The sequence below is a fragment of the Thalassospira sp. CH_XMU1420-2 genome, from assembly GCF_037029325.1.
In the GTDB taxonomy this organism is placed as follows: domain Bacteria; phylum Pseudomonadota; class Alphaproteobacteria; order Rhodospirillales; family Thalassospiraceae; genus Thalassospira; species Thalassospira povalilytica.
On record NZ_JAYMEG010000001.1, the window covers coordinates 400,389 to 417,522 of the forward strand.

The 17,134-nt window shown below is 56.3% G+C and carries 17 protein-coding genes; 13 read left to right on the forward strand and 4 right to left on the reverse strand.

The genetic code is table 11. The features are described 5' to 3' along the window. Window positions 1–68: 68 nt before the first annotated feature. From WA429_RS01875 to WA429_RS01910, 8 genes are all read left to right on the forward strand, one after another. Complete coding sequence (locus WA429_RS01875; RefSeq protein WP_287464420.1) at window positions 69–947, forward strand: HpcH/HpaI aldolase/citrate lyase family protein; 879 nt, start codon at window positions 69–71, stop codon at window positions 945–947. 110 nt (window positions 948–1,057) lie between these two features. Beyond that, the gene (locus WA429_RS01880; RefSeq protein WP_287464419.1) at window positions 1,058–2,107 is read left to right on the forward strand and encodes a MaoC family dehydratase; all 1,050 of its coding nucleotides are present in this window, start codon (window positions 1,058–1,060) and stop codon (window positions 2,105–2,107) included. A 461-nt stretch (window positions 2,108–2,568) separates the two neighbouring features. Continuing rightward, window positions 2,569–2,949, forward strand: a complete 381-nt coding sequence (gene sdhC, locus WA429_RS01885; RefSeq protein WP_101245254.1) for a succinate dehydrogenase, cytochrome b556 subunit — start codon at window positions 2,569–2,571, stop codon at window positions 2,947–2,949. A gap of 27 nt (window positions 2,950–2,976) precedes the next feature. Then, window positions 2,977–3,360: a succinate dehydrogenase, hydrophobic membrane anchor protein gene (gene sdhD / locus WA429_RS01890; RefSeq protein WP_101245255.1), complete on the forward strand. Its 384-nt coding sequence runs from the start codon at window positions 2,977–2,979 to the stop codon at window positions 3,358–3,360. A gap of 4 nt (window positions 3,361–3,364) precedes the next feature. Beyond that, the gene (gene sdhA / locus WA429_RS01895; protein ID WP_101245256.1) at window positions 3,365–5,161 is read left to right on the forward strand and encodes a succinate dehydrogenase flavoprotein subunit; all 1,797 of its coding nucleotides are present in this window, start codon (window positions 3,365–3,367) and stop codon (window positions 5,159–5,161) included. A 25-nt stretch (window positions 5,162–5,186) separates the two neighbouring features. Further along, window positions 5,187–5,969, forward strand: coding sequence for a succinate dehydrogenase iron-sulfur subunit (locus WA429_RS01900; RefSeq protein WP_101245257.1), 783 nt, complete (start codon window positions 5,187–5,189; stop codon window positions 5,967–5,969). 163 nt (window positions 5,970–6,132) lie between these two features. Next, window positions 6,133–6,939 (forward strand): tetratricopeptide repeat protein, encoded by an 807-nt coding sequence (locus tag WA429_RS01905; RefSeq protein ID WP_228194685.1) that lies wholly within the window; start codon window positions 6,133–6,135, stop codon window positions 6,937–6,939. Next, window positions 6,936–7,628 (forward strand): HAD family hydrolase, encoded by a 693-nt coding sequence (locus WA429_RS01910; protein WP_287464418.1) that lies wholly within the window; start codon window positions 6,936–6,938, stop codon window positions 7,626–7,628. The genes WA429_RS01905 and WA429_RS01910 overlap by 4 nt, the downstream gene beginning before the upstream one ends. Here WA429_RS01910 and WA429_RS01915 read toward each other — a convergent pair. From WA429_RS01915 to puuE, 4 genes are all read right to left on the reverse strand, one after another. Beyond that, on the reverse strand, window positions 7,625–8,131 hold the full coding sequence (locus WA429_RS01915; protein WP_287464417.1) for an ureidoglycolate lyase: 507 nt from the start codon (window positions 8,129–8,131) through the stop codon (window positions 7,625–7,627). The two genes, WA429_RS01910 and WA429_RS01915, sit on opposite strands and share 4 nt — an antisense overlap. A gap of 30 nt (window positions 8,132–8,161) precedes the next feature. Beyond that, window positions 8,162–9,181, reverse strand: a complete 1,020-nt coding sequence (gene alc, locus WA429_RS01920; RefSeq protein ID WP_287464416.1) for an allantoicase — start codon at window positions 9,179–9,181, stop codon at window positions 8,162–8,164. 65 nt (window positions 9,182–9,246) lie between these two features. Further along, window positions 9,247–9,774 (reverse strand): 2-oxo-4-hydroxy-4-carboxy-5-ureidoimidazoline decarboxylase, encoded by a 528-nt coding sequence (gene uraD, locus WA429_RS01925; RefSeq protein WP_287464415.1) that lies wholly within the window; start codon window positions 9,772–9,774, stop codon window positions 9,247–9,249. A gap of 24 nt (window positions 9,775–9,798) precedes the next feature. Further along, window positions 9,799–10,713, reverse strand: a complete 915-nt coding sequence (gene puuE / locus WA429_RS01930) for an allantoinase PuuE (RefSeq protein WP_101245262.1) — start codon at window positions 10,711–10,713, stop codon at window positions 9,799–9,801. Window positions 10,714–11,169: 456 nt separating this feature from the next. Here puuE and uraH point away from each other — a divergent pair, with 456 nt between their 5' ends. The 5 genes from uraH to WA429_RS01955 all read left to right on the forward strand — a co-directional run bounded on the left by uraH (window position 11,170) and on the right by WA429_RS01955 (window position 17,048). Further along, window positions 11,170–11,523: a hydroxyisourate hydrolase gene (gene uraH, locus WA429_RS01935; RefSeq protein ID WP_287464414.1), complete on the forward strand. Its 354-nt coding sequence runs from the start codon at window positions 11,170–11,172 to the stop codon at window positions 11,521–11,523. Between the two features lie 8 nt (window positions 11,524–11,531). Then, window positions 11,532–13,025 (forward strand): xanthine dehydrogenase small subunit, encoded by a 1,494-nt coding sequence (gene xdhA, locus WA429_RS01940; RefSeq protein WP_287464413.1) that lies wholly within the window; start codon window positions 11,532–11,534, stop codon window positions 13,023–13,025. Further along, entirely contained in the window at window positions 13,018–15,414 is a 2,397-nt protein-coding gene (gene xdhB / locus WA429_RS01945) for a xanthine dehydrogenase molybdopterin binding subunit (protein ID WP_287464412.1), read from the forward strand. The genes xdhA and xdhB overlap by 8 nt, the downstream gene beginning before the upstream one ends. 4 nt (window positions 15,415–15,418) lie before the next feature. After that, window positions 15,419–16,471, forward strand: coding sequence for a xanthine dehydrogenase accessory protein XdhC (gene xdhC, locus WA429_RS01950; RefSeq protein WP_287464411.1), 1,053 nt, complete (start codon window positions 15,419–15,421; stop codon window positions 16,469–16,471). A gap of 103 nt (window positions 16,472–16,574) precedes the next feature. After that, window positions 16,575–17,048 carry a nucleoside deaminase gene (locus WA429_RS01955; RefSeq protein ID WP_220153943.1) on the forward strand — a complete coding sequence of 158 codons (474 nt, stop codon included), beginning with the start codon at window positions 16,575–16,577 and terminating at the stop codon, window positions 17,046–17,048. The last annotated feature ends 86 nt before the right edge of the window (window positions 17,049–17,134 follow it).

Below are 17,134 nucleotides of genomic sequence, written 5' to 3' on the forward strand. Positions count from 1 at the left end.
AGTTTGGGTAATTTTCGTAAAAATTAACGTCAAATATTGAACAAAAATTATCAAACGGGAGAAATCTGATGGCTGCTGCCCCACGTCCGCGCCGCTCTGTGCTTTATATGCCGGGATCGAATGCCCGTGCACTGGAAAAAGGCAGGAGCCTTCCGGCCGATGGCCTTATTCTTGATCTTGAAGATGCGGTTGCCCCCGATGCCAAGGACACCGCGCGCGACCAGATCGTCGCCGCCCTTGCCGAGGGCGGATATGGCAAACGTGAAATCCAGATCAGAACCAATGGCCTGAATACCCCGTGGGGCTATGCCGATATTGTTGCGGCGTCAAAGACGTCTGCCGATGCGATCCTGCTGCCCAAGGTCGAAAGTGCCGATACAGTCCGTCAGGTCGCCAATATCATGGAGGCCGAGGGGGCGCACGCCGGCATGACCATCTGGTGCATGATGGAAACGCCGCTTGCGATGCTGAATGCCAAGGAAATAGCTGCTGCGCACCCGCGACTGGGCGGTTTTGTCATGGGGACGTCGGATCTGGCCAAGGATCTGAACTGTGCCCACACGCCGGACCGTTTGCCAATGATCACAAGTCTTGGTCTTTGCCTGTTGGCCGCGCGGGCCTATGGATTGGCGATCCTTGATGGTGTGCATCTTGATCTGGGCGATGATGACGGGTTTGCGGCATCCTGCAAGCAGGGGCGCGAGCTTGGCTTTGATGGCAAGACGCTTATTCATCCCAAAACCATTGCGGCGGCCAATGCGGCCTTTGCCCCGGCCCAAAGCGAAATTGACTGGGCGCGGAAAATCATTGCCGCCCACCAAGAAGCCGCAGCCGCGGGCAAGGGGGTTGTCGTGGTGGATGGCAAGCTGATTGAAAACCTGCATGTGGTGTCGGCCAAGAAGCTGGTGGCAATGGCCGATCTGATTTCCGAAATGGATGCTGGCTGAAATCGGGCCAAACGGTCCGCGTCCGATCCCCGAAAACAGGCATGAAAAAGGCCGGCCGGGATCATTGCGGACCGTAATTGCAGGAACTTTGCCATTCAGGGAGGCTAGAAATGTCAAAGACCAATCCGGGTAATTATTTTGAGGATTTCCAGATCGGACAGGAAATCCGCCACGCCACACCGCGTACGATTACCAGTGGTGATGTCGCCCTTTATACCGGGCTTTACGGACCGCGCTTTGCCGTGCAGTCATCGGACGAATTTGCCCGTTCTATCGGGTTCCAGTCGGCCCCGGTCGATGATCTTTTGGCCTTTCACATGGTGTTTGGCAAAACCGTACCGGATGTGTCGCTTAATGCGGTGGCCAATCTTGGCTATGCGGGCGGGGTGTTCGGTGTGCCGGTTTATCCCGGTGATACGGTCAGTTCGGTCTCAACCGTGATCGGCTTGAAGGAAAATTCAAACGGCAAGACCGGTGTGGTTTATGTCAATTCCGTCGGACGCAATCAGCGCGGCGAGATGGTTCTGGATTACAATCGGTGGGTCATGGTGCGCAAGCGCGATGAAAATGCCCCGGCCCCTGCAACCGTTTTGCCCGAATTGCCCGGGATGGTCGCACCCGAGGCGTTTCAGATCCCGGTCGGTCTTGCGATGACATCCTATGAAACGCAGCTGGCCGGATCGCCGCATCGCTGGGATGACTATTATGTCGGCGAGAAGATCGATCATGTTGATGGCATGACGCTTGAAGAATCCGAACATCAGATTGCGACGCGACTCTATCAAAACACCGCCAAGGTCCATTTCGATCAGGTTGCGGCCAATGAAGGCCGGTTTGGCAAACGCCTGATTTATGGCGGACATATCATTTCACTGGCGCGCGCACTTTCATTCAACGGGCTTGGCAACGCATTCCGGATTGCCGCGATCAATGCCGGGGCCCATGCCAACCCGGCCTTTGCCGGGGATACGGTATTTGCCTGGTCCGAGGTGCTTGGAAAATTCGAGCTGCCGGGCAGGCGGGATCTGGGGGCGTTGCGCCTGCGTCTTGTTGCGGTGCGCAACCGTCAGGCCAGTGATTTTCCGCTGCGTAGCGAGGATGGCAAATATCATCCCGATGTGTTGCTTGATTTCGATTACACGGTGCTGATGCCGCGGTGATTCTTGTGCGGGCCCCTGTTCCGGCCCCAGTTCCGACCCTGTGTTGGTCCGGGGCTGTGGTCGGCTTTCCTTAACCGTTCTTTTGTGATGTCGGGGGTAATTTGACGCGGTCTGGCGTTCTGATCTTGATCAGGCGTTATCGCATCCACATGTGTTTGCAATAAATTCGGCCTGAACCAGGGGCAGTTTCCTTGCGTAAGAAGGTCTAATTGTGCAATTGCTAAATCCACGTTACGTCGTATGCGCGTCAAATGGATGACCCTGTGTTGTTCATTGAACCCTTCCCGCGGGGGTGTTTACGGCGTCTGAGAGGTCAACCTACGTAGTTAAACGGAGGCAGTTGAGGCGTTTTTGTCCTGAATTCTTTGGATTTAGAAGGGGTTCAGATTGACTCAAACCCGCTGCATGGGTAAATAAACCCTGCTTTCCCGCCAGCTACTTTGAGAAGAGGCAATTCCGCTATGAGCAAAGCCAATCGGCCGCTGTCTCCGCACTTGCAGGTGTACCGGCTTCCGATGACGGCAAAGATGTCCATCTCCTTCCGCGCGATGGGTGTCGGCCTTGCCATTGGTTTCGTATTTTTGGCGTCCTGGCTGATTGGTGCCGGCGCTGGTCGTGACGCCTTTAACGGCTATCACGCATTTTTCACCTCGTGGTTTGGTCTGCTGCTGCTGTTCGGTTGGACGGCGGCGTTTTATTACCACGCTTGCAACGGTATCCGTCACCTGATCTGGGATACCGGTCGCGGCCTGACGAATGAGGGTGCTGCCAAAGGCAACCCGATCGTCCTTGGCGCGGCAGTTGTGCTGACCATTATCACCTGGATCATCGGTCTGGCCTAAGGCCGGGCAAGAGGGGACAAACTTGTCATGAAGATGCAATCCGATCTAGGCCGTGTCCGCGGTCTCGGTTCTGCCAAAAGTGGCTCTTCGCACTGGTGGACCCAGCGCGTTACGGCTGCTGCGAACCTTCCGCTCGGCATCTGGTTCATTCTTTCGATTCTTGCAGGGCACACGGCCGATTACGATGCCGTTCACGCCTGGTTGAGCTCTTACTTCCACTCGACCATGATGATCCTTCTGATCATCAGCGTTGCTGTGCATTTCACGCACGGCCTGCAGGTCGTGATCGAAGATTATGTGCATAACCGTAAAGCAGAAGTGATTTCGCTGATGCTGATCAAAGCTGTTGCGGCGTTCCTGTCGGTTGCAGCCATCGTATCAGTCCTGCGTATCGTTTTTGCCGGAGCCTGAGCCAATGACTGAATCATATAAAATTATCGACCATAACTACGACGTCGTTGTTATGGGTGCGGGCGGCGCTGGTCTTCGCGCGACGCTGGGCACGGTTGAAGCCGGCCTGAAAACCGCATGTATCACCAAGGTCTTCCCGACCCGTTCGCACACTGTTGCTGCCCAGGGCGGTATCGGTGCATCGCTTGGCAACATGTCCGAGGATCACTGGCAGTGGCATATGTATGACACCGTCAAGGGTTCCGACTGGCTTGGTGATCAGGACGCGATCGAATATATGTGCCGTAACGCCGTTCCGGCGGTTCATGAACTTGAACATTACGGCATGCCGTTCTCGCGGACCGAAGATGGCAAAATCTATCAGCGTCCGTTCGGTGGCCACACCCGCGACCACGGCAAGGCGCCGGTTGAACGTGCCTGTGCTGCTGCTGACCGTACCGGTCACGCCATGTTGCATACCCTTTATCAGCAGTGCCTGAAGCACAAAGCCGAATTCTTTGTCGAATATATCGCCCTTGATCTGATCATGGATGACGATGGTTCGTGCAAAGGTCTGGTTGCCTGGGATCTTGATACCGGCGAACTGCACCGTTTCAACGCCAAGATGGTCATTCTGGCATCTGGCGGTTATGGCCGTGCATTCTTCAGCTGCACCTCGGCCCATACCTGTACCGGTGACGGTCATGGCATGGTGGCCCGTGCGGGTCTTGGTCTTCAGGACATGGAATTCGTTCAGTTCCACCCGACCGGCATTTACGGTTCGGGCTGCCTGATCACCGAAGGTGCCCGTGGCGAAGGTGGTTACCTGACCAACTCCGAAGGCGAACGTTTCATGGAACGTTATGCGCCGACCGTTAAGGACCTTGCATCGCGTGACGTTGTGTCGCGTGGCATGGCACAGGAAATCCGTGATGGTCGCGGCGTTGGCGAACATGGCGAATATATCCACCTGCATCTTGAACATCTTGGTTCGGAAGTACTGTGGGAACGTCTGCCGGGTATTACCGAAACCGCAAAAATCTTTGCCGGTGTTGATGCGACCAAGGAGCCGATCCCGGTTCTTCCGACGGTCCATTACAACATGGGTGGTATTCCGACCAACTATAAGGGCGAAGTTCTGCGTCCGACCGCTGATGATCCGAACGCAATCGTTCCGGGCCTGATGGCGGCGGGTGAAGCAGCTTGCGTGTCGGTCCACGGTGCAAACCGTCTGGGCACCAACTCGTTGCTCGACCTTGTTGTGTTTGGCCGTGCATGTGGTCTTCATGCCGCCGAAGTGGTCGACAGCAAAGCATCGTTCAAGGAACTCAAAACCAACGATGGCGACGAAGCGATTGCACGTTTCGACCGTCTGCGCTGGGCAAAGGGTTCGCGTCCGACTGCGGATATCCGTCTGGAAATGCAGCGCGTCATGCAGGGCAACTGCGGCGTGTTCCGGACCTCGGAAATCCTCAAGGAAGGCGTTGGCAAACTGGCCGAAACCGCAAAGACGCTTCCCGACGTCGGCGTTTCGGATCGTTCGCTCATCTGGAACTCGGACCTGGTCGAGACTCTCGAGCTTGAGAACCTCATGACCTGTGCCGCAGCAACCATGAATTCGGCAGAAGCGCGTCATGAATCGCGTGGTGCACATGCCCACGAAGATTATCCGAAGCGTGATGACGAAGTCTGGATGAAGCACACGATCGCCAAGGTCGACACCGAGAAGGGCTATGGCGTTGATCTGACCTATCGTCCGGTCAATACCTTCACCCTGACCGATGAAGTGTCGTATATCGAGCCGAAAGAGCGCGTCTATTAAGGCGCGGCAAGAGAGGATTTGAGAGATGGTAGAATTCAATCTTCCCGCCAATTCGGTCGTGAAAGAGGGCAAGTCGTTCTCTGCTCCGGCTGACGCGAAGAATGTCCGTTCGTTCAAGATCTATCGTTATGATCCCGATAGCGGCGATAACCCGCGTACGGACACCTACGATATCGATCTCGACAAATGTGGTCCGATGGTTCTGGACGCGCTGATCAAGATCAAGAACGAGATCGACGCGACCCTGACTTTCCGCCGTTCATGCCGCGAAGGCATTTGCGGTTCGTGCGCGATGAATATCGATGGCCGCAACACGCTTGCGTGCTTGAAGCCGATCGAAGACATCAAGGGCGAAGTCAAAATCTATCCGCTGCCGCATATGCCGGTGGTCAAGGATCTGGTGCCTGATCTGTCGCAGCCTTATGCACAGCTTGCTTCGATCGAGCCGTGGCTTAAAGCTGACAGCCCGACCCCGCCGGATGGCGAACGTCTTCAGTCGCGTGAAGAACGTGCGAAGCTTGATGGTCTGTGGGAATGCATTCTGTGCTTCTCCTGCTCGACCGCGTGCCCGTCCTACTGGTGGAACTCCGACCGTTACCTCGGCCCGGCTGTTCTGCTTCAGGCATATCGCTGGTTGGCAGACTCGCGCGACGAATATACCGGTGAACGTCTCGATGCACTCGAAGATCCGTTCCGCCTGTATCGTTGCCACACGATCATGAACTGCACCAACACCTGCCCGAAAGGCCTGAACCCGGCGCTTGCGATCACCGAAATCAAAAAGATGATCGCAGAACGCCGCGCCTAAGCCGCAGGCTGTGTTGCCCTGATATTGGCGTTTTACGCCAGCATGTTAAAGCCGCCGGAGATCGGATGATCCCGGCGGCTTTTTCGTCTGTGATCAGGATGTTAACTCTGCAATTACGCAATTGGGTTATGATGCTTCCGGCTCTTTTGCTCGAACATGGGGAATGACCGTCTTGTTTATGCGCCGCCAGTTTGAATTTGCACCTTTGCGTTCCGTTATCGGGCTTGGAATGGTTTTGGCCGTTGCGGCCTGCGGGGATACCAGTCCGAACTGGGAACCGCAGGATATGTTTGCAGCCCCCACTGAGGCCAAGCTTGATGACCGTTACCGGGCGATGATCGATTTCAAGGCGATGGCGCGCGACGAGACAGGCAAGGAATATGCCGCCGGTCCCAAGGCCACCGTCATGGGCGCCGTCGAAGAGGCGGTTGCCATGTGCAGCCAGGCCAATGCACAAGGCTGCAAGGCGGTGCGGGTCGGGCTGACATGGGTGGATGGCCTTGATCAGGCTGCCATTGAAAGCGTGATCAAGTCCTATGGCGATACCATGACGGCCGAGGCCTATCAGGCGGCAGGCCAGGGCAATATGGGGGCGGCGAACTGGCTTGCCTATCACTATGCGGTGCGCGGCGAAAACCTTGATGAGGCGGAAAGACTTTCGAAACAGGCGCTTGCGGTGGCGCCCGATGATCCCGGGGCACTTGATACCTATGGGCTGATCCTGTACCGCCAGGGGCGCTATGCCGAGGCCGAGGAAGTTTTCATTCGGGTCAACAAGGCGATGCCGACCGCAGAACATATTGCCCATTTCGCCGATAATGCCCTGGCGATGGGGAAAACCGATATGGCGCGCGCGGCCTATCAGCGCGCATTGCAGGCCGGGGCGGGCCCGGTTCTGTCGCAAACCATTCAGAAGCGCCTTCTGGCGCTTGATCTTAATAGCGGTGGCAATATCCAGCCCGCGCAATGACCCGGCATATCATCTTTGATTGCGACGGTGTCCTGATCGACAGCGAAATTCTGTCTTTTGCGGTCGATGAAAGGATGCTGCCCGAATATGGCATTACCCTTGGGGCTGCAGAACTTGCACGCACATTCGGTGGTGTTGCCTATCGCGAGATGGTGGCCGAGCTTAATGCGCGATTCGGCACCGGCATTGATCCGCTTGCCTATCAGCAACAGTGCGAGGCCGAACTGGTGCGCCTGTTTGCAACCGATCTGCGGGCCATTGCCGGGATGACTGAGCTGCTTGGGTGCCTGACTGTGCCTTTTGCCCTGGCTTCGGGGAGTGACTTGGCGCGGCTTGATCAGTGTCTTTCGATAACCGGACTGTCAGAATTCTTTGAAGGACGCATTTTTTCAGCCCAACAAGTGACACGGGGCAAGCCCGCGCCGGATGTTTTTCTGCTTGCTGCGAAAACTTGCGGATGGGCACCGGAAAGCTGCCTTGTGATTGAAGACAGCCCGTCCGGAGTGATCGCAGCCCGTGCGGCGGGGATGCGGTGTGTCGGGTTTCTTGGCGGGGCGCATCGCAATGCCGGGGACGAAGGTATCCTGCGCGATGCCGGGGCGGAATATGTTGCAGGAAGCAGCGCGGATTTGCACCGCTACCTGCGTGAGTTGGGTCTGATCAGCCGGAATCGCGATGGTAGGGGTTAAGCCCAGTCCAGTGTGATGACGTCGCCATCGACCAGCGGCAGATCAACTTCATTAAGGTTGTTGCCCGGACCGGAACGATCCACGATCAGAAAATCGCTGTCTTCTTCCAGCACCAGAAGCGGGTGATGCCAGACATTCTTGGCATAGGTCACCCCCTGCGTTCCGTCCGAAAGGAAGGCGCGCAGGTTTCCCGGGGCCGGATCATCCGTACCCGATGCCACGACGATCAGGAATTTCTGCCCCGACAGCGGCATGAAGGCCTGCGAGCCCAGTGGATGACGTTCCATCATCGTGATTTCAATCGGTTTTGGCCGCGGTGTGCCGCGAAAGATGCTGATGATCGGAGCCCCGCCTTCGTCGGCAACATCAACGCGCGAGATGTCGTGAAACCGGGTGGTGGTGCCCTGATTGATCTTGTAGCTGTCGCGCGCGGTGGCGATCGAAATGACTTCGCCAAACGGGGCGAAGGCATCTTGGGTCAGGTGTTCGACCGGAAGCTTCATACCTGCACAATCCTTTTGGTTGGTGGCGGTTTATCTGGTGGCCGGTTTGCCAAGGATGCGCAGACGGCTGATGCCGCCATCCGGGATCGAATTGACCCGCAAATGGGTGACCGGCCCATTGACGGTCAGGGCCGATGCGTCGAATTCGTGGATGTGATCAGCCTGCATTTTGCTTTCGGGCAGGATGGTTGACCAGAACATGGACCGTGCGCGCAGCGACTTGTCCTTTTCGCCGTCCACATAGGCCCCCTGGATCGAAACGCGGTCCGGGTAGTTGCCCTTGAAGTGGCAGGTATCAACGATGATTTTTTCGATCTCGCCGGGGTGGCCAAGTTCGACGATCAGCCATTCATTACCCGGTTCGCGGCGACGACGGGTTTCCCAGCCATCCCCCATATTGACCCCGCGGCCCGGTGCCAGAATGGCGTTCGGGTTGCCGTAATGGGCATCGGACCAGGCAACAACCACGCCGCCATTGATCATGGCGGCAAGATCGACCTGTTCGCCCTTGGCCGCCATTTCGGTCCAGTCACGGTTTGGACGACCATAGACACGCAGGCGGGCAACACCGCCGTCAGGGTAAATATGCAGGCGAACGTGGGTATAAATGGCGTCCGATGTCACGTCGGCATAGTGATGGGCACTGGCACCAAGGCCCATGGGGGCAACGATTTCATCCCATTTGGCATCATCGGCCGGATCGCCATTCGGGCAATAGCAGCCTTCAAGCGATGCGGCTGGCGGGAAGTTGCCGGTAAAGTGGCTGGTGTCTATATCCACACCGTAAATCCGCCCCGACGTCGCCAGGCGGACAACGCAGTAATCATGGCCTTCGACCCGTTTGCGGCGGCTTTCCCAGCCATCCATCCATTTGCCATGATCGTCATAGCGATCCGGATAGAATACGGCATCACCGGTTTGCAGCATCCGCTGTTTGTCGGCAAAGAAATCATCTGTCGCAAAAATGGCCTCTGCGCCAAGACGTTCATCGGCAAGGTTGACAAACTTCCGGGTAAATTCCGGTGCGTCGTGATTTTCCTGATGGCTCATGGTCGTAAAATCCTGAAATGGTCGTTTATTATTCGGTGATCAATCCGGTTTGTCGGAGGTCCGGTTTACAGCGCTTCCAGGCGCAATTTCGCAATGCGATGGACCTGATTGATCGCCTCGTTAAATTCGGTTTCGACGTCGTTTTTCACCCGCCGTTCAAAGGCGGCAAGAATATCGGTGCGATGGAACCCCTTGACCGCAAAGATAAACGGAAAACCGAACTTCTGTTTGTAAAGGTCATTGAGTTCGGTAAAGCGGGCCAACTCATCGGCGCTGCATTGATCAAGACCCGCCCCCATCTGTTCGTTCTGGGACGAGGTCGTCAGATCGGCAAGGGCCAGTTTCCCGGCAAGGTCGGGATGGGCGCGCAAAAGTGCCAGCTTGTCGGCATCAACCGCCCCGTTGACAATGGCTGCCATCGCATCAGCCAAGGAAGCCGGCGTGTTATGGGCATCGGTGATGCCGCGATCATAAAGCTGTTCGGCGATCCAGGGCGAATGTTCGTAAACCCCGCCATAAAGCGAGACAAAGGCGCTTTTGGCCAATGTGCTGGGCGGGCGGGTTTCAAACAGGGATTTGGTGGTTTCTGTCATGATATTGGTGTTCCTGCGTCTGTCTCAGCCAGCGAACGGATGATGTTCACGCCAGTGGCGGGCGATATCGATCCGGCGGGCAAACCAGACGTCATCGTGGCTTTGGACATAATCGACGAAACGTTTCAGCGCGGCAAAGCGGCCCGGACGCCCGACCAGTCGGCAATGCAGACCAAGTGACAGCATGCGCGGGGTATGTGCGCCTTCTTCGTAAAGGGTGTCGAAGCTGTCCTTGAGATACTGGAAATACTGTTCGCCGGAATTGAAACCCTGAAGGGCGGCAAAACGCATGTCGTTGGCATCAAGGGTATAGGGCACGATCAGATGCGGCTTTTCGGTCTGGGTGCTCCAGAACGGAAGTTCGTCACTATAGTCATCAGCGTCATAGAGGAAGCCGCCTTCCTCATTGACCAGGCGGCGGGTATTGGGGCTGGTGCGGCCGGTGTACCAGCCAAGCGGACGTTCGCCGGTGACGTCCTTGATGATATCAATCGCCTTGTGAAGATGTTCGCGTTCGATATCTTCGGGCACATACTGATAGTCAATCCAGCGATAGCCGTGCGAGCAAATCTCGTGTCCATCCTTCATCGCGACTTCGCCAACTTTTGGATGGCGGGCAAGGGCCATGGCGACGGCAAAGATGGTGATCGGGATCTGGCGTTCGCGAAACAGGTTCAGGATGCGCCACACACCAACGCGCGAGCCGTATTCGTAAATCGACTCCATGCTCATATGACGCACACCTTCGCGCATGTCGGCACCGACGATTTCAGACAGGAACGCCTCGGACGCGCGGTCACCATGCAGGATGCAGTTTTCACCGCCTTCTTCGTAATTCAGGACAAACTGAACAGCCACGCGTGCGCCATTGGGCCAATTGGCCTTGGGCGGGTTTTCGCCATATCCGATCAAGTCGCGCGCATATGTCTGGTCGTTCATCTGGGCCTTCTCCTGAATTCTAATCGGTCCTGTGCCTAACGCCCGGCTTTGTTGTGGGGACCGTTTGGTGTAGCATCTTTGTGGTTACAATTAACCATAGGTCGCGGTGCAGCAAGGGATAAACCCGTGCCTGCCGGACCTGATAAGTGCCGCACTATCAAGACGGTTTTGATAATGTTCCTGGACGGAAGGTAAGTAGGGCCACGTTTTACGCGGTCTTCCAAGGCTTTTTGCCACGGTTGCATGTTATAGTGCCTTAAACTGATACATTCGTTTTTCAAAGAATTATTGATATAGTTTCACTTTATCCCCTCTTTCCCGAGGGCAGGCGGAATGCGACCCTTTTGAAGCGCTATAAAGTTCGACACAAAACCAAAGGGCCCGCCCCAAAAAGAATGTCGAACACGGGAGAAGCGACCGACCACAAAAGTAAGAATAAGAGAGAGGAGGCCCGGCATGGGACGACTGACTACCCATGTACTGGATACGGCAAAAGGCTGCCCGGCTGCTGGAATCCGCATTGAGCTGCACCGCTATGGCAATGGTCATGATGATCTGGTTGCCGAGGCCGTGACCAATGCCGATGGCCGCACCAATGCGCCGATGCTTGAAGGTGCCTCTTTCAAACCCGGTGAATATCAACTGGTGTTCCATGCCGGGGCGTATTTTGATGCGTGCGGGGAAAATCTTCCCGATCCCAAATTCCTTGATCAGGTTGTCATCCGGTTCGGTATTTCTGACGGGCAGGCGCATTATCATGTGCCGCTGTTGCTGTCGCCGTTCGGCTATTCCACCTATCGCGGAAGCTGAGGTTGATCATGGCGCACGCGACCGGTTCTTTCCGTTCTGATATCCGTTTTCTTTTGGGCAATGAAGAACGCAGCCTGCGTGATGTGGATCCGCAGATGACGGTTCTTGAATATCTGCGTCTGTCCGAACGCAAGTCCGGCACCAAGGAAGGCTGTGCCGAAGGCGATTGCGGTGCCTGTACCGTCGTTCTGGGGGAGCCGGACGGCAAGGGCGGCATGGCGTATCGCACGGTCAATGCCTGTATCCAGTTTTTGCCGACCCTTGATGGCAAGCAGCTTTTGACGGTCGAGCATCTTAAATCAAGCGACGGCACCCTTCATCCCGTACAGCAGGCGATGGTCGATACCCATGGATCGCAATGCGGGTTCTGCACGCCGGGCTTTGTCATGAGCCTTTATCAGTTGTGGCTTGATGGTGGCGAAGATGACCGCGGTGCGATCAATGATGCGCTGGCGGGGAATCTTTGCCGGTGCACCGGCTATGGCCCGATCATCGAGGCCGCCCGCAAGGCTGGCGGGGTTGCTGCCAACGACGCGGCAGAGCAAAAGCGTCGTTCGGATATTGCGGCCCGTCTGAGTGCGATGGTTGATGGTGCGGGTACGCTTGCGCTTGAACATCCCGCAGGGCGCTATTACGCGCCGCAAACATCTGATGAACTTGCCGCACTTCTGGTCCAGCATCCCGATGCCACGGTTCTGGCCGGCGGGACGGATGTCGGACTTTGGGTGACCAAGATGCTCAAACGTCTGGACCCGATCATTTATATTGGCGATGTCGCAGACCTGAAATCGGTCAGTGAAACCGAAGATGCCCTGATTATCGGGGCTGGTGTGACCTATAGCCGCGCCCATGATGCGCTGGGCCGGGTTGCTGCTGATGTCGGGGAATTGGTGCGCCGGATCGGTTCGCGGCAAATCCGGAATGCCGGAACCGTGGGGGGCAATATTGCCAATGGATCGCCAATTGGTGACACACCACCGGCCCTGATTGCGCTGGGGGCCAAGATTGTTTTGCGCATGGGTGATGTAAGACGCGAAGTCGCCCTTGAAGATTTCTTTGTGACCTATGGCAAACAGGACCGTCATCCGGGCGAGTTTGTGCAAAGCGTGATCGTGCCCAAACCGGCCAAAGGTGTGGTGTTCAAGGCCTACAAGATTTCCAAACGGTTTGATCAGGACATTACCGCGGTGCTTGGCGCCTTTGCGATCAAGGTCGTTGAGGGCAAAATCGCGGAATTCCGTGCGGCGTTTGGGGGCATGGCCGGCACCCCGATGCGGGCAGCCAAATGCGAAGCGGCCATAATCGGCAAGGACTGGAATGAAGCCAGCCTGAATGCGGCCCAACTGGCACTGGCCAAGGATTTCGCACCAATGACCGATATGCGGGCATCAAAGGAATACCGCATGCTGGTGGCCCAGAACCTTTTGACCAAGCTGTTTATCGAAACCAACGCACCCGAAATTGCCACCCGCCTTGTCGGCAAGGAGGCAGCCCATGTCTGATCAGATCAGCCAAACCGAAACCGATGAAGTGATCGCCCCGACCGCCGGTCTTTCGGGCGGGGTGCGGTCCAGTTCCAAACATGATAGCGGCCCGAAACATGTGGCGGGCGAAGCGGTCTATATCGATGACATTATCGAACCTTATGGCACGCTTCATCTGGCCCCGGGTGCGGCAAACATCGCGCATGGCAAGATCAGGAAGATGGATCTGTCCAAGGTCCGGTCCGCCCCCGGTGTGGTTTGCGTTCTGACCGCGGATGATGTGCCCGGTGTGAATGACGTGTCACCCGCCCACACCCATGATGATCCGGTTTTGCCTGATGGTATCGTGCAGTTCTATGGGCAGCCGGTATTTTGCGTCGCGGCCGAAACCCGCGCACAGGCCCGTGCGGCCGCCAAGCTTGCGGAAATCGAATATGAAGAACTGCCAGCAGTTCTGTCGATTGAAGATGCACTGGAAAAGCAGCAATTCGTCGCCCCGCCACATGTGATGAAACAGGGCGATGCCAAATCGGCCCTGGCCAAGGCCAAAAATCGTCGTGCCGGGCGGATGGAAATTGGCGGGCAGGATCACTTTTACCTCGAAGGTCAGATCACCTTTGCCATCCCGCAGGAGGATGGTGATGTTCTGTTGCATTGTTCGACCCAGCATCCGTCCGAGGTCCAGCATAATATCGCCAATGTCCTTGGCCGCCCGGCCAATGCGGTGACGGTCGAGGTCCGCCGTATGGGCGGCGGTTTTGGTGGCAAGGAAACGCAGGCATCACAATGGGCGGCACTGGCCGCCATTGTGGCGGTGAAAACCGGACGTCCGGCCAAATTCCGTCTGGACCGTGATGATGACATGGTCATGACCGGCAAGCGTCATGACTTTATCGTTGATTATGATGTCGGCTTTGATGATGACGGGCGGATTTGCGGCCTTGATCTTCAATACGCGGCCAATTGCGGGTTTTCCGCCGATTTGTCTGCCGCGATTGCCGACCGCGCGATGTTCCATACCGACAATGCCTATTACCTTGGCGATGTCGAAATCAGATCATATCGCTGCAAAACCAACCTTGTGTCCAATACCGCATTCCGCGGGTTTGGCGGGCCGCAGGGGATGGTGGCGATTGAGCGCATCATTGATGAAATCGCCATGACCATCGGGCGTGATCCGATGGATGTGCGCATTGCCAACTATTACGGGACCAAGGATCGCAATACGACGCCATATCATATGGTGGTCGAAGACAATGTTCTGCCGGAACTGACCGACGACATCCTTAAAGCCAGTGATTATCGCAAGCGCCGCGCCGAGATCGAAGCATTCAATGCTGAAAGCCCGGTTCTGAAAAAGGGCCTGTCCCTGACGCCGGTGAAGTTCGGCATTTCCTTTACCACCACCTTCCTTAACCAGGCGGGCGCGCTGATCCATATTTATCAGGATGGATCAGTGCATCTGAACCATGGTGGCACGGAAATGGGGCAGGGGCTTTTCATCAAGGTGGCCCAGGTCGTTGCCGAAGAATTCCAGATCGATCTGGATCAGATCAAGATCACCGCAACCAATACCGGCAAGGTTCCCAATACATCGGCAACCGCCGCATCAAGCGGGGCGGATATGAACGGTATGGCTGCGCGTGATGCGGCGATGACGATCAAGAACCGCCTGATTGCCTTTGCGGCGGAAAAATACGGTGTTGCGGAAAGTGCCGTGCGCTTTGTGCCGGGCAAGATCATTGTAGGGGATGTGGCGGAGCTTGCCTTTGCCGATCTGATCAAGCAGGCCTATCTGGCGCGTGTGTCACTGTCGGCGACCGGCTATTACGCGACGCCGAAAATCCATTATGACCGCGAAACCGCGTCGGGTCGGCCGTTCTATTACTTTGCCTATGGCATGGCCTGTTCCGAAGTTCTGATTGATACCCTGACCGGTGAATACAAGGTGACGCGGGTCGATATCATTCATGATGTCGGGCGGTCGCTTAATCCGGCGATTGACCGTGGTCAGATCGAAGGCGGTTTCATTCAGGGCATGGGATGGCTGACTTCCGAGGAATTATGGTGGGATGACAAGGGCAACCTGCGGACCCATGCGCCATCGACCTATAAAATCCCGGCCTGTTCGGATCGTCCGGAAGATTTCCGGATGCAATTATGGTCGTCCGGACGAAACGTGGAAAAAACCATTCATCGGTCCAAGGCCGTTGGCGAGCCGCCCTTGATGCTGGCAATTTCGGTGCACCGTGCGATTGCCGATGCGGTGGCATCGGTTGCCGATCACAAGGTGGTGCCAAACCTTGATACCCCGGCAACGCCCGAGGCGGTTCTTTATGCGGTGGCCGATGTTGCCAAACGCATGATCGAACAGGCCGGGCAGCCGGTTTCGGCCGCAGGGGAATGAAGCCATGACCCTGTCACTGCGTGATCATATCAGTGTTCTGTCCGGATCCGATCCGGTGGTGCTGGTGTCGGTGGCGGCGATCAAGGGATCGACCCCGCGCGAGGTCGGGGCATTCATGCTGATTACGTCTGGCAAAATAGCGGGCACGATTGGCGGCGGTAATCTTGAATATCAGGTGACCTTGCAGGTGCGCAGCGTGCTGGAAAGCGATGTTGCGAACATGCCCGTTGCCGGGATCAAACGCTTTCCGCTGGGGCCGGGGTTGGGCCAGTGTTGTGGCGGTTCGGTCGAAGTTGGTTTCCATCTGTTAAGCGATGGCGATCGCGCCGATCTGAGAACAGTATTGGCCGATATTGTTGCGCGCCCTGTTTCACAATCCGGGCGCTGGGTGATGTTGCCGGTCGATGGCGATCAGGGCCGCACCAAGTTGGTGGGGACAGACACGACTAATGCCACGATGCTGGCATCCGGATTTGGCACAGCACGCGGCGGGATCATGGCGATCAATGGTCTGGATATGCTGTGTTTGCGCCTTGATGAAGCGCTGACACCGATGTGGATTTTCGGGGCCGGTCATGTCGGCAAGGCAATCGTACAGGCCATGGTACCCTTGCCGTTTGATGTGCATCTGGTCGATTCGCGCGATGCGTATCTTGATCTGCCAGAAAGCGAAAAACTTCATATCATTCAAAGTGATAGGCCAGAGCTGGAGGTGTCCGACATCCCGTCTGGTGCCCATGTTTTGATCCTGACCCATAACCATGCGCTGGATTTTGACATTTGCCGGGCCGCGATCATGCGCGACGACCTTGGTTTTGTTGGCATGATTGGCAGCCAAACCAAACGGGCACGTTTCATTCGACGGCTTTCAGATCGGGGGTTGGGGGCGGTTGAGATCAGCCGTTTGACATGCCCGATTGGGATTCAAGGCATTACCGGAAAACAGCCGGTGGTGATTGCGGCATCGGTTGCCGCGCAATTGTTGTCCGTGCGCGAAGCACAGATGGCACAAAATCAGACGACCAAAACCGCGTCAGACGGGGTCGTGCGATTATAAAGCCTTCATTGAAGGACTTTTTAATGATAAAGGGCCGCGAAATGACGGCCCAGTCAGGTGATCTGGGGACCAGATCAGGGGTTTCGTAAAGGAGATTTTGGCTGTGTGTGACGCCAAAGGCCATATGCGCCACGCCGTGGATTTGTCGCGGCAAAAAATGGAAGAGGGATGCGGTGGTCCGTTCGGCGCAATCATTGTTCGCAATGGCGAAGTGATTGCAGAAGGGTGGAACAATGTGACCTCCAACAATGATCCGACTGCCCATGCAGAGGTCAGCGCCATTCGTGCGGCCTGTGCCAAGCTGGGGACTTTCAATCTGTCGGGTTGTGAAATCTATACCAGTTGCGAACCCTGCCCGATGTGCCTTTCGGCGATCTATTGGGCCCGTCTTGACAAGATCTATTATGCCAATGGCCGCGAGGATGCTGCTGCCATCGGTTTTGATGATCAGTTCCTGTATGATGAAGTGGCAAAGCCGATCCATGATCGTTCCTTGCCGATTGTCCATGTCGATTTGCCCGAAGCGCGCGAAGTATTTGCCGCGTGGGATGCCAAAACCGACAAGATCGAATATTGAGACCGTTTGATTGCAAACCGTTATGCGGTAAAACCGCCGGGGCCTTGTAAATCATATCGCTAAATAGGGGTGGCAACAGTGACGTC